13 protein-coding genes and 8 tRNA genes are annotated in these 12,511 nt (G+C 72.3%); 9 read left to right on the forward strand and 12 right to left on the reverse strand.

Going from position 1 to position 12,511, the window contains the following annotated elements; genetic code table 11:
- Positions 1-83: 83 nt before the first annotated feature.
- Both Pdca_RS12415 and Pdca_RS12420 read left to right on the forward strand, forming a co-directional pair.
- Positions 84-1,127, forward strand: a complete 1,044-nt coding sequence (locus Pdca_RS12415) for a CPBP family intramembrane glutamic endopeptidase (RefSeq protein WP_085914873.1) — start codon at positions 84-86, stop codon at positions 1,125-1,127.
- On the forward strand, positions 1,124-1,948 hold the full coding sequence (locus tag Pdca_RS12420) for an SDR family oxidoreductase (RefSeq protein WP_085914872.1): 825 nt from the start codon (positions 1,124-1,126) through the stop codon (positions 1,946-1,948). The genes Pdca_RS12415 and Pdca_RS12420 overlap by 4 nt, the downstream gene beginning before the upstream one ends.
- 6 nt (positions 1,949-1,954) lie before the next feature.
- Here the strand turns inward: Pdca_RS12420 and Pdca_RS12425 are convergent.
- Positions 1,955-2,030 (reverse strand) — tRNA-Gly (locus Pdca_RS12425).
- Between the two features lie 104 nt (positions 2,031-2,134).
- On the reverse strand, positions 2,135-3,025 hold the full coding sequence (locus Pdca_RS12430) for an SMP-30/gluconolactonase/LRE family protein (RefSeq protein ID WP_085914871.1): 891 nt from the start codon (positions 3,023-3,025) through the stop codon (positions 2,135-2,137).
- A gap of 105 nt (positions 3,026-3,130) precedes the next feature.
- On the opposite strand from Pdca_RS12430, the gene Pdca_RS12435 reads away from it, so the two are divergent.
- The gene (locus Pdca_RS12435) at positions 3,131-3,772 is read left to right on the forward strand and encodes a TetR/AcrR family transcriptional regulator (protein ID WP_085914870.1); all 642 of its coding nucleotides are present in this window, start codon (positions 3,131-3,133) and stop codon (positions 3,770-3,772) included.
- Positions 3,773-3,780: 8 nt separating this feature from the next.
- On the opposite strand, the gene Pdca_RS12440 is transcribed toward Pdca_RS12435, so the two are convergent.
- From Pdca_RS12440 to Pdca_RS12475, 8 genes are all read right to left on the reverse strand, one after another.
- Positions 3,781-4,782 (reverse strand): LLM class flavin-dependent oxidoreductase, encoded by a 1,002-nt coding sequence (locus tag Pdca_RS12440; protein ID WP_085914869.1) that lies wholly within the window; start codon positions 4,780-4,782, stop codon positions 3,781-3,783.
- A gap of 157 nt (positions 4,783-4,939) precedes the next feature.
- Positions 4,940-5,014 (reverse strand) — tRNA-Val (locus Pdca_RS12445).
- A gap of 1 nt (position 5,015) precedes the next feature.
- Positions 5,016-5,087 (reverse strand) — tRNA-Cys (locus tag Pdca_RS12450).
- Positions 5,088-5,116: 29 nt separating this feature from the next.
- A tRNA-Gly gene (locus tag Pdca_RS12455) sits at positions 5,117-5,189 on the reverse strand.
- Positions 5,190-5,335: 146 nt separating this feature from the next.
- Positions 5,336-5,410: transfer RNA gene (locus Pdca_RS12460), tRNA-Val, on the reverse strand.
- Between the two features lies 1 nt (position 5,411).
- Positions 5,412-5,483: transfer RNA gene (locus tag Pdca_RS12465), tRNA-Cys, on the reverse strand.
- 48 nt (positions 5,484-5,531) lie between these two features.
- Positions 5,532-5,604, reverse strand: a tRNA-Gly gene (locus tag Pdca_RS12470).
- Positions 5,605-5,757: 153 nt separating this feature from the next.
- Positions 5,758-6,186, reverse strand: a complete 429-nt coding sequence (locus Pdca_RS12475; protein WP_085914868.1) for an SsgA family sporulation/cell division regulator — start codon at positions 6,184-6,186, stop codon at positions 5,758-5,760.
- 275 nt (positions 6,187-6,461) lie between these two features.
- On the opposite strand from Pdca_RS12475, the gene Pdca_RS12480 reads away from it, so the two are divergent.
- The 4 genes from Pdca_RS12480 (at position 6,462) to Pdca_RS12495 (ending at position 8,833) form a co-directional block, all read left to right on the forward strand.
- Positions 6,462-7,139, forward strand: coding sequence for an RNA polymerase sigma factor (locus Pdca_RS12480; RefSeq protein WP_085914867.1), 678 nt, complete (start codon positions 6,462-6,464; stop codon positions 7,137-7,139).
- Between the two features lie 26 nt (positions 7,140-7,165).
- Complete coding sequence (locus tag Pdca_RS12485) at positions 7,166-8,134, forward strand: anti-sigma factor (RefSeq protein WP_085914866.1); 969 nt, start codon at positions 7,166-7,168, stop codon at positions 8,132-8,134.
- A gap of 32 nt (positions 8,135-8,166) precedes the next feature.
- Complete coding sequence (locus Pdca_RS12490; protein ID WP_085914865.1) at positions 8,167-8,697, forward strand: TIGR02611 family protein; 531 nt, start codon at positions 8,167-8,169, stop codon at positions 8,695-8,697.
- 64 nt (positions 8,698-8,761) lie between these two features.
- Positions 8,762-8,833, forward strand: a tRNA-Val gene (locus Pdca_RS12495).
- 89 nt (positions 8,834-8,922) lie between these two features.
- Here the strand turns inward: Pdca_RS12495 and Pdca_RS12500 are convergent.
- Positions 8,923-9,327 carry a tyrosine-type recombinase/integrase gene (locus Pdca_RS12500; protein ID WP_232021543.1) on the reverse strand — a complete coding sequence of 135 codons (405 nt, stop codon included), beginning with the start codon at positions 9,325-9,327 and terminating at the stop codon, positions 8,923-8,925.
- A gap of 62 nt (positions 9,328-9,389) precedes the next feature.
- On the opposite strand from Pdca_RS12500, the gene Pdca_RS12505 reads away from it, so the two are divergent.
- Complete coding sequence (locus tag Pdca_RS12505) at positions 9,390-10,121, forward strand: hypothetical protein (RefSeq protein ID WP_085914864.1); 732 nt, start codon at positions 9,390-9,392, stop codon at positions 10,119-10,121.
- A 376-nt stretch (positions 10,122-10,497) separates the two neighbouring features.
- Positions 10,498-11,235: a dienelactone hydrolase family protein gene (locus Pdca_RS12510; RefSeq protein WP_085914863.1), complete on the forward strand. Its 738-nt coding sequence runs from the start codon at positions 10,498-10,500 to the stop codon at positions 11,233-11,235.
- Between the two features lie 8 nt (positions 11,236-11,243).
- On the opposite strand, the gene Pdca_RS12515 is transcribed toward Pdca_RS12510, so the two are convergent.
- Positions 11,244-12,164: an alpha/beta fold hydrolase gene (locus Pdca_RS12515; RefSeq protein WP_085914931.1), complete on the reverse strand. Its 921-nt coding sequence runs from the start codon at positions 12,162-12,164 to the stop codon at positions 11,244-11,246.
- Positions 12,165-12,511 lie beyond the last annotated feature (347 nt).

Raw genomic sequence — 12,511 nt, forward strand, 5'->3', positions numbered from 1 at the left:
TGTTAGTTTCGGTGCGCCGGTTCTGCCACCCAGGTCGGAGCCGGGTATCGACGCCCGCTGACGGATCCGACGAGAGGTGCCACATGGCCGCCACCACCGAACAGGGCGGGCTCCCGGAACCCGGACCGGAGAGCGCGCGGGCGGTGCCCGCCGGAGTCGAGTACCACCGCGTCCTCGCGGGTGAGCGCCGCCGGATCGGCCGCGGCGTGCTCGCGATCGTGCTGCTGCTGGCGGGGATGGTCGTCCTCCCCACGGTGCTCGGCCGGATGAGTGCGCTGGTCGACGCGCAGCTCGGCAACACGCCCACGACCGTCGGCGGGACCGACTACACGCCCCTCCAGCACGCGACGACGATGATCGCCCTGGGGCTGCTCGCTCCCTGGAGCATGCTCGTCCAGCGCCTGCTCTACGGGGCGCCCGGTGCGTCGCTGCATTCGGTGGTGTCGAGATTCCGGCTCGACCTGCTCGGCAGGGCGCTGCTGGTACTCGGGCCCGGCTGGCTGATCGTCAACGGCCTCGGGGCCCTGGTCGCGCCCGCCGAGGAGATGCCGTGGTCGCAGGCCGAGCTCCTGGTGATGTTCCTCGTCGTACTCGTCCTGACCCCGCTGCAGGCGACCGGCGAGGAGTACGGCTTCCGCGGCTTGATGTTCCGGGTCCTGGGGAGCTGGGCCCGCGGCAGGCGGGCGGGGCTCGTCACCGGCGTCCTCGCCTCGAGCGTGCTGTTCACCGCCGTCCACGGGTCCACCGATCCGTACATCAACGTGTGGTACTTCGTGCTGGGGGCCGGTCTGGCGGTCATCACCTGGCGCACCGGGGGCATCGAGGTCGCGGTCGTCCTGCACGCCGTGCTCAACACGGGTGTGTTCCTGGTGGCGGTCCTCTTGCGTATCGATCTCGGCGCAGCGCTGCAGGACCGGTCGGCCGGGGTCGGGTCGCCGTACCAGCTCGTTCCCACGCTCGCCGTCGTCGTGATCACCGCGGCCGTCTGGTGGTGGGCGCGCGGAACGGGCCCGGCGCGCACTCCTGCGGCCCGCGCCGGCGACGAGGCCGCGGCAACCGGGCCGCGGGACCGGAGCGTGGAATCCGGTCGCGAGCGGCCCGCGGTGTCCGGTAAGCCGGTGCTGTGAGCAGCCTGCGGCGGGACCCGGCACCACTGCGCGGCCGGACCGCGCTCGTCACCGGCGCCGGGCGCCGCGGCGGGATCGGGCACGCGACCGCGTGCCGGCTCGCCGCCTACGGCGCGAGCGTCGTCGTGCACCATTTCGCGCCGCACGACGCGACCCAGGAGTGGGGCGCCGACGACGTCACCGCCGCCGTCGCGGCGGTCCGCGGCCATCTCGTGGCCGACGGCGCGGTCGTCGCCGATCTGCACGCCGATCTCGCCGATCCGGCCGGGCCGCAGCACGTCGTGGACACCGCGCGCGAGCTCGCCGGGCCGCTGGACGTGCTGATCGCGAACCAGGCACTGTCCGGGTCGGACGGGCCGCTGGGGGAGCTGGGAGAGGAGCTGGACCGGCACTGGGCGGTCGACGCCCGGGCGTCGATCCTGCTGGCCCAGGCCTATGCGAACGCGCACGACGACGACCGCCCCGGCGGCGCGATCGTGCTGATGACCTCCGGGCAGGCGCAGGGCCCGATGCCCGGTGAGGTCGCCTACGCGGCCGCCAAGGCCGCCGTCGCCGGGATCACGCTCACCCTGGCCGATCAGCTGGCGGACCGGCGGATCCGGGTGAACACCGTCAATCCGGGGCCAGTGGACACCGGCTACCTGGGGGCGGAGGCGTTCCGGACGATGGCGGAGATGTTCCCGTTCGGCCGATTCGGGGAGCCGGACGACCCGGCCCGGCTGATCGCCTGGCTGTGCACCGACGAGGCGTACTGGATCACCGGGCAGGTGATCGCCTCGGAGGGAGGGTTCGCCCGGCACCGCAACGGATGGCGGCCCTGAAGAACGTGGAGCGGACGACGGGATTCGAACCCGCGACCCTCACCTTGGCAAGGTGATGCGCTACCAGCTGCGCTACGTCCGCACCCGCACCGTCTCCGGTGCGATCTGCCCGGGAACCGTAGCGCACGCGGATGCCGCCGCGGACCGGGGGGCGGCGTGGCCGCCGGGCGGCGGCCACGCACCCGGTCAGGGGGTGCCGCCGTGCCCGACGTCCACCCGCACCGCCACCACGCTGCCCTCGCGGGCGTTGCGGCGGGCCTCCTCGTGGAAGTCCGGCGCGACGCTGGCGAACAGGGTCTTGCCGTCGGAGCCGCCCAGGATGCAGGCGAACACGCCGCTCCCGGTGTCGATCGAGTCGACGATCTCGCCGCCCTCGCGGATCCGGACCAGCCGGGCGTTGAGTGCGTCGGCGACCCACAGGGCGCCCTCCGCGTCCAGTCCGCAGCCGTCCGGTGCGATCGCGATCTGGCCGAGCGCCTTCTCGATGCTGCGGTCGGGCAGCTCACCGAACGACGCCCACTCCCGGCGGTTGTCCAGCGAGCCGTCCTCGGCGATGTCGAACGCGGTGATCCGGTTGCCGAACGTCTCGTTGACCAGCAGCGTGCCGTCGTCGGTGATCACGCTGCCGTTGGGGAACCACAGGTCGTCGGCGACGACGGCGACCGAGCCGTCCGGGTCGATCCGCACCAGCGATGCGGTCTCCAGCGGCGCCCCGCCCATCAGGTCGAAGCCGAAGTTACCGGCGTAGGCGCGCCCCCGGGCGTCCACCACCATGTCGTTGAGGTGCCCGCCGGTGTGCGCGGAGACGTCGGCATGGGTGACCAGGGTGCCGTCGTGCTCGCGGCGGAGCACCCGGGCGTCGCGCATGGAGACCACGAGCAGCCTGCCGTCGGGCAGCCAGCCGAGCCCTGAGGGCTGCTCCGGGACCTCGGCCTCGAGGCGCTGATCACTGCCGTCCTCGGCGACCGAGAGCACCTGGTGGGTGTAGAAATCGACGAACCACAGGCGGCCGTCGTGCCAGCGCGGGCACTCGGTGTAGGTCAGGCCGCTGACGATGGTGCTGATCTCACGGGGCATGGGGGATTCCTCCGGCGGCGACGGCGCAAATTACTAAGCGCATAGTCAGTGGATCTGTTAGATGTGTCAAGGAACACGCAGCATGGAACGGTGGAGGGGAGCGGCATGACGCGCAACGTCGTGGATCCGGTGACGGAGTTGTGGGGCGACGATCTCGTTCCGGTCGCGCGTGCGCTGCTCACCTCGGCGGTGCACTGCTTCGCCAGGCGCGGCTTCACCGGCACGACGACCCGGGACATCTCGACCGGCGCCGGACTCAGCCCGGCGGCGCTCTACGTTCATTTCCGCTCCAAGGAGGACGTGCTGTTCGAGATCGCCCGGCGCGGTCACCTGCGGGCGCTGGAGGCGGTCTCCGTACCCGAGGTGCTGGCCGGTGCCGACGATCCGCCGTCCCGGCTGCGGGCGGTGATGTCGCGCTTCGTCACCTGGCACGCCCTGCACCACGTCGCGGCGCGGGTGTGCCAGTACGAGCTGGCTGCGTTGAACCCGGAGCACCTCGAGGAGATCGCCGGGATCCGCCGGGAGTTCCCGGAGCTGTTCCGGGCGGTGATCGTCGAGGGCGTCGACCGGGGCGATTTCGCCCCGGTCGACGCCGGCCGGGTGGTGCGGGCCCTGCTCTCGCTGGGGGTCGATCTCGTGCGCTGGTACCGGTCGGACGGCCCGGATTCGCCCGAGCAGCTGGGCCGGTTCTACGCCGATCTCGCCGTGAGCATGGTCTCCGCGGTGCCCGGCCCGCCTGCGGGCTGAGGGCCGGCTCAGACGGTCGCGACCGCGCGGGCCGCGTCCAGGAATCGCTCCAGCTCGGCGCGGGTGTCGGGCCCGCAGGGCTGGAAGACGATCTCGGTGACGCCTTGGGCCCCGAGCTCCTCGACCTTGCGCCGGACCTCGTCCCGGGTGCCGCTGATGGTGGCGTCGCGCAGCAGCACGTGGCCACCGGCGGCCCAGGCGGCCCGGTCGGCGTCGTTGAGCTCCACGCAGTGGCCCGCGTGCACGGACAGGTGCCGCTCGCCGTCCGGGGTGCGCTCGACGGTGTCCATCCAGGCGTCGCCGCCGGGGAGTGCGCGCACGGCGTCGGGGCCGCCGAACTCGTAGGCACCGTGGTAGGCGAGTGCCCAGCCGGGCCCGCCCGCCGCGCGGACGCGGTCGCTGTCGATCTGCTCGTCGTCGTCGAGGACGGTGCCCCACACCAGGAACGCGGCCTGCGGGTGATCCTTCATGAACTCCGGGACCTGCAGCGTCGCGAACAGGCCGTCACCGAGCTCGCGGGCGACCGCGTCGCCCTTCGGGCCGAGCGCGCCGACGAGCACCGGGACGTCGACCGGCCGGGCGGGGGAGTGGCCGTCCGGGTGCAGCATCTGCATCCGGGCGCCCTCCCATTCGACGACCTCGCCGCGGAGCAGGCCGCGGTAGGCCCGGATGTAGGAGTCCATGAACGCCCAGGTGATCGCCCGGTAGCCCATCGCGCGCCGGCCGGTGAACCCGGTGCCGAACGACACCGACACCCGGCCCGGGGCGAGTGCGGCGAGCGTCGCGGTGCCGGCCGCGTTGACCATCGGGTGGCGCAGGCTCGGGACCAGGACGCCCGGGCCGAGCCCGATCCGCTCGGTCCGCTCGGCGGCGAGGGCGAGGGTCATCCACACGTCCGGGCTCTGCTGCGGGGTGTCGTAGACCCAGGCCCGGTCGTATCCCAGCTCCTCCGCGAGCGCGATGTCGTCCGGCGAGCTCAAGCTCGTCGGGAAGGCGCATGACACCTCCATCGGTGTCCTCCGTTCACGTCCGGGGTGGCTCAGGTCACGTCGCTTACTAAGCGCATAGTCACTGCACGGTCCACTCGTGTCAAGCGGACTGCGGTGGCGTGCCCCCGGAACGCGAAAACCCCCTGACCGACATTGTCGATCAGGGGGTTTTCCCTGGTGGTGCGCGATACTGGGATTGAACCAGTGACCCCTACCGTGTCAAGGTAGTGCTCTCCCGCTGAGCTAATCGCGCGAGGCGGCGGCGGGAATCGAACCCGCGTACAGGGCTTTGCAGGCCCTTGCCTAAGCCACTCGGCCACGCCGCCGGATTCCCGACTCGTTCCGAGACCGGCCGAGCGGACGACGGGACTCGAACCCGCGACCCTCACCTTGGCAAGGTGATGCGCTACCAGCTGCGCTACGTCCGCATCGCACCGTTCTCCGGTGCGTTGGGAGAACACTAGCGCACGCTCCGTGCGGGCTACGAGGGGGGTGGGCATGATCGTCGGGCCGCAGGTGGGAGCACCCGGAAACGACGAAGTCCCCGGGTCGTCGGTGACCCGGGGACTTCGGATGGTGCGCGATACTGGGATTGAACCAGTGACCCCTACCGTGTCAAGGTAGTGCTCTCCCGCTGAGCTAATCGCGCGAGGCGGAGGCGGGAATCGAACCCGCGTACAGGGCTTTGCAGGCCCTTGCCTAAGCCACTCGGCCACTCCGCCGGAATCTGGGATTCCCGCAGGAAGTCCCGGCTCAGGGCCGATCCTCCGAGCGGACGACGGGACTCGAACCCGCGACCCTCACCTTGGCAAGGTGATGCGCTACCAGCTGCGCTACGTCCGCACGAGCACCGCATCTCCGGCTGGGAGCCGGTCCACGGTGCGGTGAGAGAACACTAGCACCCGCCCCGAGGGGGGAGCGTCCGCCCCCCTCTCCACCACCGGATGTCCTCTCACGTGCGGAGATCGACTCCGCCCGGTGGTGGGGTGCGTCGGGTCAGTCCCGGGCGGTGGTGTCGAGCAGGTCGGCGAGCGCGGCGTCGAAGTCGAGCCACGAGTACTCGGCGGCCGCCGGGACGGCGTCGTAGGTCGCCTGCAGGAACTCGGAGAGCGTCTGCGCCGCGGTGGTGAACAGCGCGTGCCCGGACGGCGAGGTGAGCTCGAGCTCGATCCGGGTCGGGTCCTCGCTCATCGGCTGGACCCGGACGTCACCGGTGCCGGCCGAGTCGACGAGGCCGTCGGCGAGCAGGTCGCGGGCGAAAACCCAGTCGACGGTGGTGTCGTGTCCGGTCCGGAACGAGGCCTGGACGGCGTAGGGGTCGCGGCTCGTGTAGGACAGTTCGACCTTCACGGGCACGACCGGCGCGTCCGGAGCGATGAGCTCGAACATGGCCGTCGCCCGGATCGTCTTGGACTCGTCGCGCATCGGTCATCCTCTTTCGTGGGGCGTTGCGTGGGGCGTCAGTCGGAAGAACGAGCAAGCGGCCCTCGGGGTGACGGGTCCGGTTCGCATCAACGTGGATCACCACGGGATGACGCCCGTTCGAGTCACACGGGTGTAACTCCCCGCTGCGGATACGCGGCTGAACGGGCACTCTGCGGTCCTGGCGTGTGAGGCGAACGGCGGGTGACGACTACTCTCGCCGGAGTCCGAACCGATCGGACGCAGACCTCGAAGACTTCGATGTGAGGACAACACTGGTGGCAGGCATCGCCGATCCACCGGAACGTCCGGAACACGGGCGGCCCGGCGACGGTGCCGCGCGCCGCGAGCCACCGCGTCGTGACGACGCCGGCGACGCTCGGCTCGTGCAACGGATCGTGGCCGGGGACTCGACAGCGCTGGGTGAGCTCTACGACCGGTTCGGGCGGCAGTCGTACTCGTTGGCGCGACGTATCTGCGCGGACGAGGGACTGGCCGAGGACGTCGTCCAGGAGGTGTTCCTGGCCTTCTGGAAGGACCCGTCCCGGTTCGACCCGAACCGCGGGAGGTTCGGCACCTGGCTGCTCACTCTCGTGCACCACAAGTCGGTGGACGCGGTCCGCCGGGAGAGTGCGATCCGGCGACGGACCGTGCCCGCCACCGATGACGGTGCGGAGTGGAACGCTCCGCCGGGCCCGGGCGCCGACGAGGGCGCGATCGGCGCGGTGGTCGCCGGCCAGGTGCGGGACGCACTGGGCAGACTGCCGGCCGAGCAACGCCAGGTCCTCGCACTGGCGTACTACGGCGGCTACACGCAACGCGAGGTGGCGGCTATGACCGGGGTGCCGCTGGGCACCGTCAAGTCCCGGATGTTCACCGGTGTCGCGCGGCTGCGGAACCTGCTGGGGCCCGCGCTCTCGGAGTCCGGTGGCGATCTTGCCGGAGGAATGTCGTGAACGGGAACGAGAGGAGGCCCTGTCCGATGGCTGAACAGACGGTCGGCTGGGCCCTGCACGCTCTTGAACCTGACGAGGAGTTCGAGGTGATCGACCACCTGTCCGGCTGCGCCGAGTGCCGCCGGACGGCCGCCGAGGTCTCCGACGTGACGACCGGACTGGCGACCGCGCTGCCGCAGTACGAGCCGCCGCCCCGGCTGCGCGAGTCCATCGTCGAGCAGGCCCGGCGGACGCCGCAGGAGGGTCGGGGGACCGGGGAGCGTCCGGTGCCGGGAGACCGGCTCGGCTCGGCACCCCAGGTGCCGCCGCGGCACGCGCGCCGCGCCGAGGGGCCGGGTGTGCCGCCGACCGGCCGACCGCAGCGGCCGGGCTCGCCGCCGCCGGGCGGTCGGCCCGCGGGGCAGCAGCCGTCCCAGCCGCCGCCGTCCCAGCCACCGCCCGCGGCCCGTCCGGAGCAGCCCACCGGTGGTGCGGGGAGCGGACCCGGACGTGCGCGCCGGAAGCCGCGCCGCGCCGGACGGATGCTGGTCGCCGGCGTGGCGGCGCTCGCACTCGTCGTCGGCGGGGGTGTGGTGTTCAACGAGTTCCAGGGCATCCGTGCCGAGCGGGACGCGAGCATCGCCCAGGCCCAGCAGATGGAGGGTGTGCTCACCGCGCTCGCCCAGCCGGGCACCACACACGCCTTCCTGGCACCGGAGGCCGGCCGGGCGGCGGTCGCCGCGGTGCTGGTGCACGACGGCGGGCGCGAGATCGTGCCGATGGGGCTGGAGCCGAACCAGGTCGACGCCCAGACCTACGTGTTGTGGGGGCTGGAGGCCGACGGGTCGCCCCGGGCCGTCGGGACCTTCGACGTCCGCTCGGGATCTGCCGGACCGTTGTCAGTAGCATCGGTCGACAGAGAGGCGTTCGGGACGTACGCCGTCTCGCTGGAGCCCGGAAGGGAGGCCCCCTCCGAGCCCACGGCAGTAGTCGCGTCCGGGCAGGTGGGGACCTGAGTACGACAGAGCAGAACGACGCCGGTGCACCGGTGGCGAGGCCGGAACGGGCCCGCCGCCGGTACACCGGTCTCCGTAAGTGGTTCCGGCGGACCAAGGTCCGCTACCGGGCGTTCCGGGCCAAGGTCGCCTGCCGTCCGGTGCTGGACCTGACCTACCGGATCTCCGCCGGCGTGCTCGGCACCGCGATCGTCATCCTCGGGATCATCGCGCTCCCGGCACCCGGCCCCGGCTGGGCGATCATCTTCCTCGGCCTCGGCGTGCTCGCCGCCGAGTTCAGCTGGGCCAAGCGCCTGCTGCACTGGGTGCGGGTGCGCTACGACGGCTGGGTGGCCTGGCTGCAGCGGAAGACCCGGCCGGTGCAGCTGGCGGTGATGACGCTGATCCTGGGCGTCGTCGCCGTGTGCGCGTGGCTGTTCGGGGTCTTCGACACCGTCGGCGGGTGGGTCGGGATCGAGTGGACGTGGCTGGAGTCGCCGCTCAAGCCGATGCTGGGGCCGAAGCACATCGTGCCGCCGGCCGACGTCGTACCGTCGCCGGACGTCCTGCCCGAGGTGCAGTGATCGAGAACGACCCCCCGGTGCGGGGGTGGGGGAGCGGGCTGTGTAAAGTACGGGACACCGCTGAGGGCGATTAGCTCAGGGGGAGAGCGCTTCGTTCACACCGAAGAGGTCACTGGTTCGATCCCAGTATCGCCCACAGTCAAAACCCCTGGTCACAGGCTCAACGAGCCGGATGTGGCCAGGGGTTTCGTCGTATTCGGGTGTGCTGCCTGTCGAACTGCCTGACTATCGCTGTTCCTCGGGGAACAGGTCGTTCATCGCCGTGGCGCCGTCGTCGATCACGGGCCGGATCTGCTTGCGGTAGACGAGTTCGGTGACCGAGCTGCCGCCCGCGTGGCCGACGAGCCGGGCGATCTGGTCGACGGTCATGCCGCTGTCGGACAGCAGGGAGACGAAGCTGTGCCGTAGCTCGCGCGGCGTCCATTCGGCTGCGTCGATCGCGGCGGCGGTGAGGACCCGGCGGAAGCCGCGACGCACGTTGGCCGCGTCGAGTCTGGTCCCGGTGTCAACGACTCCCATGCCGGCCCGGTCATGATGTTCCTCCGCCATCTGGACCGGCCCGATCTGAACCACACGAGCGACGGTCGAGTCGATCAGTTCGGCCGTTTCGCCTGCAACGTCGGCGTCCACAGGATTGGGGATCTTTGTGACAAGGGTTCAGCATTCGGGCCCCGGCGCGCGAGACACGGAGCATGACCCCCCTGCCGAACCCCGCCCCGCCGTCGAACGGTCCGGTCGTCCCGCAACAGCGTCCCGGTCTGCCGCCGGGGTGGGCCCCGAGCCCGTACGAGCCGCCCTCGGAACAGCAGTGGGGTCCGGCCGGTCCGCCGTCCGCACCGCCGGCTCCCGCTCCCGTGGCGCGCCGGATCGGCCCGTGGTGGCTCGTCGCTGCGGTCCTGGTCGGCGCGCTCCTCGCGGCATCGGTCACCTGGGCGATCGCGCGCCCCGCGACGCCGGAGCCGACCTCGTCCGCGCCGAGCTCCCCGTCATTGATCTCCTCAGCGCCCGCGGTCCCTACGGCCGCCACGACTGACCAGCAGGTGTGCGGCGACCTCGACCGGGTGGGCGGGGCGTTCTACAACGGGTACTACAAGCAGCTCATGCTCTCTGGCGGGCACGCGGACGCGGTCCCGATCCAGCTGTCGGCACAGACCTCGGCGCTGACCACCGTCGGTGCGCCGGCTGGGCAGATCGACGGGGCGGCGGCGATCGCCGCGGCGTCTCCAGCGATCGGGTCGGCCATGACCGGGATGGTCCGTGACGCGGCGATCGCCGGGAAGGGTGCCGCGGACAGCAGCGTCTCCGGCGTGAACCACATCCCCGACCTGACCTCTTTGCTGACAACGTTCACCACCTCGACAGTCGAGTGCACGAAGGCCGGCTACCAGCCGAGCTGGTTCAACCCGAGCGAGCTGGCCCGCTGATCTTCGGCGTGGTTGGGCGGTGAGTATCGACTGGCGAGGCCAACTCGTCGCCAACACGGAGCGCGGGTCGGGGCGTCGACGTTGCTGGACCCCCTCGACACACTCGGAATCACGTGCTCACCGATCGCGGATACCCGATCTCGATGTCCACGTTCCACTCAGGAGGCCCTTCAACGCCCGCGTGCTTTTCCCGGTGACCCAGCGCATCGTTGCGTCCCGTGGCCGACCACCCGCGGCCCGCGCTACCGTGCCCGCAGCCGTGCACCGAACCGAGGAGGTGGGACCCGTGACCGCAGCAGACAGCCGGGTGCTCCCCTCCGGGGACACAGCCGGGCGGTAGGTCGCCCGGGAGCGCCCTCTCCCGAAGGGCACCACCATGCGAATCCGCACCGAACAGCGCCACGACGACCTGGTCGAGACGGCGTTCTCCCTCGACGACGTCCCCGGCATCCTCTGGACGCCGACCACCCCGGCCGCCGCGACCACCCCGTCCCCGCTGGTCCTCCTCGGTCACCCCGGCGACCTGCGCCGGATGCACCCCCGGCTGCTCGCCCGGGCCCGGTCCTGCATCGCGGCCGGGTTCGCCGCGGCGACCCTCGAGCTCCCGGGAACCGGCGACCGGCCCCGACGCGCCGAGGCCGACCGGGCCCGCGCCGACCTGCAACGCGCGGTACGGGCCGGTGAGCCGGTGCCCGACGACGTCGTCGACCGGCTCGTCCTCCCGCTGGTCGAGCAGGCGGTCCCGGAGTGGCGGGCCGCGCTGGACGCGCTGCTCGCCCGCCCGGACCTGTGCGGCCCGGTCGCCTGGTCGGGCGGGATCATCTCGCTCGGCGTCCGGATGGCCGTGATCGAGCCGCGCATCGCGGCCGCGGTCCTGTTCGCCGGCAGCTACGTGCCTCGCGCGATCGTCGAGGAGGCCCGGGCGGTCACCGTCCCGCTGCTGGTCCTGCTGCAGTGGGACGACGAGGGCAACGACCGGCAGCACGCCCTGGACCTGTTCGACGCCCTCGGTAGTCGTGAGAAGACGCTGCACGCCAACACCGGCGGGCACACCGGCGTCCCCGCCTTCGAGGGCGACGACGCTGCCCGGTTCCTCGTCCGGCACCTGAGGTGAGCGAACAGTCAGCCGGCCCGGGGGAGACCCAGGATCCGGCGGCGCAGCGCGTCGCGGTCGCCCTCGGCCGGCGCCGTCCCGTCGACGAAGTCCCGCAGCAGCCCCACGAACCGGTCCGGCTGCTCGGCGTGCGGGAAGTGCCCCGCGCCGTCGAACACCTCCAGCCGGCTGTCGGGCAGGCGGTCGTGCGCGGCCAGGGTGTGAGCGAGCGGGATGACGCGATCGCGGTTCCCACCGACCAGCAGCACCGGGACCTCCTCCAGCAGGTGCAGACGCTGCGCGCCGTCGAGACGCTGGCCCGACGGTTCCAGCGCGCCGCGGGCGGTCTGGACGAACGCGCCGCGGGTGCCACGGTCGGCGAAGGTCTCCAGCGCGGTGTGCACGCCGTCGATGTCGGAGCGCGGCGCCGTCCCGACGCGGTGGGCCAGGCGGCGGGCGGCACGGCGCATCCACGGCGGGGTCAGCGACGCGGCCGACCGCAGCACCAGCTCGGTGCCCGGCAGGCTCGCCGCGCGCAGCGCGAGGGTCAGGTCGTGGCCGAGGCCCCCGGAGGACACGAGCACGACCCGCTCGGTGAACTCGGGGAACTGGTGCGCGAACTGCATCGCGATGCCGCCGCCGAACGAGTGCCCGACGATCGTCGCCCGCTCGACGTCGAGTGCCGCCAGCAGGTCCCGCAGCCCGGTCGCGTAGCCGCCGAGGGAGTAGTCGCCGCTGCGCGGGGCCTCGCTGGCGCCGTGCCCGAGCAGGTCGGGGGCCACGACGTGCAGGCCGCCCGCGAGCGCGTCGAACACCGGCGCCCAGGTGCGTGAGCTGGCGGCGAGACCGTGCACGAGCAGCACCGTCGGGCCCTCGCCGCGGCCGGACTCGCGGTAGCTCACGCGCTGACCGTGCAGCAGGATCTCTCGCTCCTGGGGGGACTGATCCACCACTGGGAACCTCCGTACGTCGACGACTCCATGCTGCCGTCCGGCGGGGTCCGGTGCGGTGGGGTCCGCCGGTGTCCTGGGGGCGTCGGAGACGGGGGGTGTCAGGGGGTCGCGGCGCCGGCGCGCTGATCGAGTCCCAGCGCGCCGGGACCGGAACGCCGTCACCGGGACGTCGTCACCGAGGCGCACCCCGCGACGTCATCCGGGACGAGGCCGCCCTGTGGCAGCGTCCGCTGGGGGCACGTCGCCGTCGTCGACCGGATTGCCGCCCACCGGGCTGGACCCCGTCGATATCGGCCGGCCTCGCGGGGCCCACCGATGGCCGGTGAGAATTCGAGTTGCTCGAA

The sequence above is a fragment of the Pseudonocardia autotrophica genome (genome assembly GCF_003945385.1).
GTDB classification, from domain to species: domain Bacteria; phylum Actinomycetota; class Actinomycetes; order Mycobacteriales; family Pseudonocardiaceae; genus Pseudonocardia; species Pseudonocardia autotrophica.